The organism is Clostridium arbusti SL206 (assembly GCF_000246895.1).
GTDB classification, from domain to species: domain Bacteria; phylum Bacillota; class Clostridia; order Clostridiales; family Clostridiaceae; genus Clostridium_I; species Clostridium_I arbusti.
In genome coordinates, this window is sequence record NZ_BAEV01000161.1 from 1 (window position 1) to 4,365 (window position 4,365).

At 29.7% G+C, this 4,365-nt stretch carries 8 protein-coding genes and 1 riboswitch; of the genes, 5 read left to right on the forward strand and 3 right to left on the reverse strand.

Annotation, left to right across the window (positions count from 1 at the left end; genetic code table 11):
• Positions 1 to 63: 63 nt before the first annotated feature.
• On the reverse strand, positions 64 to 225 hold the full coding sequence (locus RH99_RS19310; RefSeq protein ID WP_158511962.1) for a hypothetical protein: 162 nt from the start codon (positions 223 to 225) through the stop codon (positions 64 to 66).
• Between the two features lie 152 nt (positions 226 to 377).
• A riboswitch (cyclic di-GMP riboswitch) is annotated at positions 378 to 465 on the reverse strand.
• A gap of 505 nt (positions 466 to 970) precedes the next feature.
• On the opposite strand from RH99_RS19310, the gene RH99_RS19495 reads away from it, so the two are divergent.
• The 3 genes from RH99_RS19495 to RH99_RS17635 are packed head-to-tail and all read left to right on the forward strand — an operon-like array spanning position 971 to position 2,210.
• Positions 971 to 1,102, forward strand: a complete 132-nt coding sequence (locus tag RH99_RS19495) for a UxaA family hydrolase (protein ID WP_202802440.1) — start codon at positions 971 to 973, stop codon at positions 1,100 to 1,102.
• A gap of 22 nt (positions 1,103 to 1,124) precedes the next feature.
• The gene (locus RH99_RS19500) at positions 1,125 to 1,289 is read left to right on the forward strand and encodes a UxaA family hydrolase (protein ID WP_202802441.1); all 165 of its coding nucleotides are present in this window, start codon (positions 1,125 to 1,127) and stop codon (positions 1,287 to 1,289) included.
• A 21-nt stretch (positions 1,290 to 1,310) separates the two neighbouring features.
• Complete coding sequence (locus RH99_RS17635; RefSeq protein WP_010241419.1) at positions 1,311 to 2,210, forward strand: fumarylacetoacetate hydrolase family protein; 900 nt, start codon at positions 1,311 to 1,313, stop codon at positions 2,208 to 2,210.
• Between the two features lie 55 nt (positions 2,211 to 2,265).
• Here the strand turns inward: RH99_RS17635 and RH99_RS17640 are convergent, their stop codons facing one another.
• Together RH99_RS17640 and RH99_RS17645 are read right to left on the reverse strand one after the other, a co-directional pair.
• Positions 2,266 to 2,841, reverse strand: coding sequence for a class I SAM-dependent methyltransferase (locus RH99_RS17640; protein WP_010241421.1), 576 nt, complete (start codon positions 2,839 to 2,841; stop codon positions 2,266 to 2,268).
• Between the two features lies 1 nt (position 2,842).
• Positions 2,843 to 3,313: a C-GCAxxG-C-C family protein gene (locus RH99_RS17645; protein WP_010241423.1), complete on the reverse strand. Its 471-nt coding sequence runs from the start codon at positions 3,311 to 3,313 to the stop codon at positions 2,843 to 2,845.
• Between the two features lie 307 nt (positions 3,314 to 3,620).
• On the opposite strand from RH99_RS17645, the gene RH99_RS18760 reads away from it, so the two are divergent.
• Positions 3,621 to 3,764, forward strand: a complete 144-nt coding sequence (locus RH99_RS18760; RefSeq protein WP_373854745.1) for a 2-keto-3-deoxygluconate permease — start codon at positions 3,621 to 3,623, stop codon at positions 3,762 to 3,764.
• Positions 3,765 to 4,088: 324 nt separating this feature from the next.
• The coding region (locus RH99_RS17650) for an Rpn family recombination-promoting nuclease/putative transposase (protein ID WP_010241428.1) at positions 4,089 to 4,365 on the forward strand (277 nt) is incomplete at its 3' end.

The window sequence follows — 4,365 nt, forward strand, 5'->3', positions numbered from 1 at the left end:
ACACGTAGTATTTTAATAATTCTATCCTTTTTTTTATTTAATAATACATATTCATCACTTTTTTTAATTACAGCATTTTTTTAATATAGCAAAATTATTATCATCATCAAACAATACTATTCCAATAATATCACAGTTTAATAATACAGCTATTCTTCGTATATTATAATTTAAATAGTCATTTAAGTTTAATTCTTTTTTTATTAGATTATGTATTTCAATCATTTAAAGTCCCCCTCATGTAATGTTATATAATTTTACTCAATTTCACTTCTTTTCTTTTGTGCTTTATCAATAACTAAAAAGACACCTACTAATAGCAGGTGCCTTAATATAACAAAGAATTTCTAATTTATATCTTTAATCATATACTTTACTTTGACAACCTGGCAATCATAGAAAAATATTTTCTTTAGACCCATAGCTTTGCGACGCGACCTTTCGATAGTTGTGCTATTAACATTGGATAATCTCATATATAAATTTTATATTTTTACTTTTAGGCACATTCAAATAAATAACTAGTCAGTATGCTAGTCTATTTTGAATCCCACCGCGTCAACAGAACCCTAAGATAGCTCACTATCTTAGGAACCTATTTCCTTGTTGACTTCAAAATATACGTCGCATCTTTGACTTGTTATTTATTTTCATATGCCTTATTTGAAATAGTTGTTAAGGTTTATTTGTGTAAATAATAACTTTTTTAGCGTATTTTATAGAATTATAACATATTATAGGTGTTTATTCAATTATACCATTTTGGGGATGGATGTTTAATAGTTAAACTGGAAGAAACTGCACCCCAGGGGTGTAAAAAAATGAATATATAGTAAACATTACACTAAATGGGTGAATTTAATTTATTGAAAGTCATGATGTTGGAAAAGTGTAATATATATATTTAGGAAGTATACATTGTCCGATAGATAAACGATTACAATTTAGATAAACATTTGATTATAAATTGTTGTTTAAGATAAGATATACAGTAATAAAACAGCAAATATATGGTATAATTAAAAGGTATGAAAACCATTTAAAAAATGCTGGAGAAAATTTAAGAAACGGTAACCCATCTCCAGGAAATAAGGCTGGTTGAATAACAACACTTGAAGGAAAATATGGATTTCGATGCAAGTCCAGTGATTGCAGGAACTAAGTCAATCGAAAAAATGGGAAAAGAACTTCTTGAAGAAATAATAGCGGTTGCCAATGGAAAAGTTGTAAAGGCAGAAGCTCTTGGTTTCAATGACATTGCTATAAGTAGAGTATGTAATTACGTATAATATGAGTAAAGGGTGGTTTAGATGAAGTTTGTAACTTTTTTAGTAAACAATGAAAAGAAACTTGGTATGTGCAATAAGGATATGACAAGAGTGGTAGATCTGAATAATTTAAATCTGTATAAAAGATATACTGATATGATGGATCTCATAAAAAATTCAAGTAGACATGATTTAAAATTATTGGGCAAAATATACGATCAGGAATGTTGTGTTAGGGAAAATGGTTACTTCATAGATGATGTAAAAATATGTACACCTATTGAAAAACTAGAAAGTGATATTATTTGTCTTGGACTTAATTATAGAGACCATGTAGCGGAAACTGCAAAAAGTTTTAAAGATGATTCTATAGATATACCAGAATATCCAGTATACTTTTCAAAACGTGCAATTAATCCTATAGGACAAAATGACAGTATAAATAGTCATTTAGAGGTAACAAAAGAGCTGGACTACGAAGTTGAAGTGGCTGTTATCATAGGAAAAGATGGAATGGATATACCTAAAGAAGATGCAGAGGAATATATATTTGGATATACTATTATGAATGATGTCAGTGCTAGAGATGTTCAGCAAAGGCATGTACAGTGGTATAGAGGAAAAAGCCTTGACACCTTCACTTCTTTAGGACCATGCATAGTTTATAAAAGTGAAATTAAACTCCCTTTAGAACTAAACCTATGCAGTAAAGTAAATGGAGAACTTAGACAGAACTCTAATACTAAAAACTTCATATTTGATATTCCAACTATAATTCATGACCTTTCCAAGGGAATGACATTAAAGGCAGGAGATATCATAGCCACAGGGACGCCATCAGGAGTTGGAATGGGATTTAAACCACCTAGATTTTTGAAAAAAGATGACATAGTTCAATGTGAAGTGGAGAATATAGGGGTATTGGAGAATAAGGTAGTTTAAATAAAAACACCGTAGAATTCTTAATTGAATAATACGGTGTTTTTTATAAAAAATTTTATTTTACAAACACCAAACCAAAATGATAAGGTGGAAGGTCAATCTGATTCTTCAAAGTAAATCCTATCTTTGAAGCCCATTCTATAATAGTTTCAGGTTTAGGCCTTATTTTCATTGATGGTCCTCTTGGAGTAGTTTCTTCATGGTTCCAATGTATAACCCCTATTTTACCATTCTTGTTTAAAACATCATAAACACTTTGAAGTAAATATAATGGTTTTTCGCAATGGAGAATATTAAATAATGTAATATAATCAATTTCAGCCTTATATTTTTTTAATTGTTCTATTGTGTCCTCTGTAGAAATATCACCGTTAATTAGGTGAACATTTGAAATGCTAGTGTCTTGTATCTTATTTTCACAGACCTCTATCATCTTTTCATCAACATCTATTCCAATAACATTTCCACTTACAAGTTCAGTAGCTGGTAACAAAAACGTACCATAACCACATCCTATATCAATTAAGATTCTTATATTTTTGTCTACATCCATTTGTTTAAGAGTGTCTACTGGATTAAAAAATGATTGCCATAGTTCTTCTATTGGCATTCCTGACTCTCTATACTTCATTTTAATTCTCCTTTTCTATGTATTTATTACCTGACTCCCTAATAATAATTTTAGCTACTTCCTTAGCAACTTCACCTGTAAATGACACACATTGTGCCGTATGTTCAGGCGAACCAAGTTCCATTCCTTTTGTTAGTACTCTACAGCATAAGCACTTATGACGATTTCTAAAAAATTCATGTAGTTCGTTAGAAAGAGCTTGTACTTTATTAACTCTATTATCTTTAGCTTCAGTTCTTCCGAAAAAAAGTCCTAATGCCATGATTCCACCAGTAACAGCACCACACGTGCATCCAGAACCTCCAATACCTACTGCAAATCCTGATGCTGCTGCAATGATATCGTCAGGTATTGGTAACTCAAACTCATCTTTTATAGTTTTAACAACGGATTCAGAACAGTAAAAATCTCCATTACGATGGTATCCTTCTGCTATATTTTTAATTCTTTCTGCATCAACTTGTTTAACCATTTAACTCATTCCCCTTACATTTTCACATCATATTTTATAATTTCTCTATTTTACAAACATTTCATTACATTCAAAAAATAATATAGCAATAACAATTGAACATTCGCTGATTAATTTTTCAAAACAATTATGTATGTTACTACCACCTCATCCATATAATTCATATATGTTTGGTATGATTATAACATGACATTATTTTTTTATCAATAATTAAAATTTTTTTAAATAAATTATTCGCAGTATCTAGTCATAACTTACAGTATTGATAAGAATAATAATTAAACACTAGTGAAAAAGAGTAAATAAAATTCCCGCAGGTACAATGATTGTACCACTATTTGCAGCAGCTGTTTTAAATACATTTTGTCCTTCAATTTTGAGAATAGGAAGTTATAGTCAAGCTTTAATTTCTAATGATGGATTATATGAAGAGAACTTTGGAAAGAAGTAAAATTAAGAAATAAAACTTATGTTGACTACTGGAGTGATTATAGTGTCAACATTAGATAAAATACACTTAGATGGTGAAAAATTGAAGTGATATGTCCATAGATAATTCATCTAAATTTAGTATTAGTATAGACTAGCACTAAGTAATATTTATTGATAAAAAGTATTAATAAATGACCTAGATAGATAATGAAGTTTCCAATAAAATTGGATATAATATAGGTAAGATAGATGTGAGATAGTAATGTGATGAGTAACTGGAAAAATTTACACCCCTGGGGTGTAAATAATGGAATAATGGTAATGGAAGGGGAGTAGTAAAACAATGTGCAGATTAAATCCAAAAGTAGATTTTGCGTTTAAAAAATTATTTGCAAGTCCGGAAAATAAAGACCTATTGATATCCTTTATAAATTCAATGCTTTCAGAGGATCAGCAGATTTTAGATATAGAACTAAAAAATCCATACAACATAGGGAATTATAGAAAAGGTAAAATGACTATACTTGATGTAAAAGCCGTAGATGAAAAAGGGGTATGGTACGATATAGAAATGCAGCTGGCAGAGCAGAGTTTTTACGATAAAAGGGCCTTTTACTATT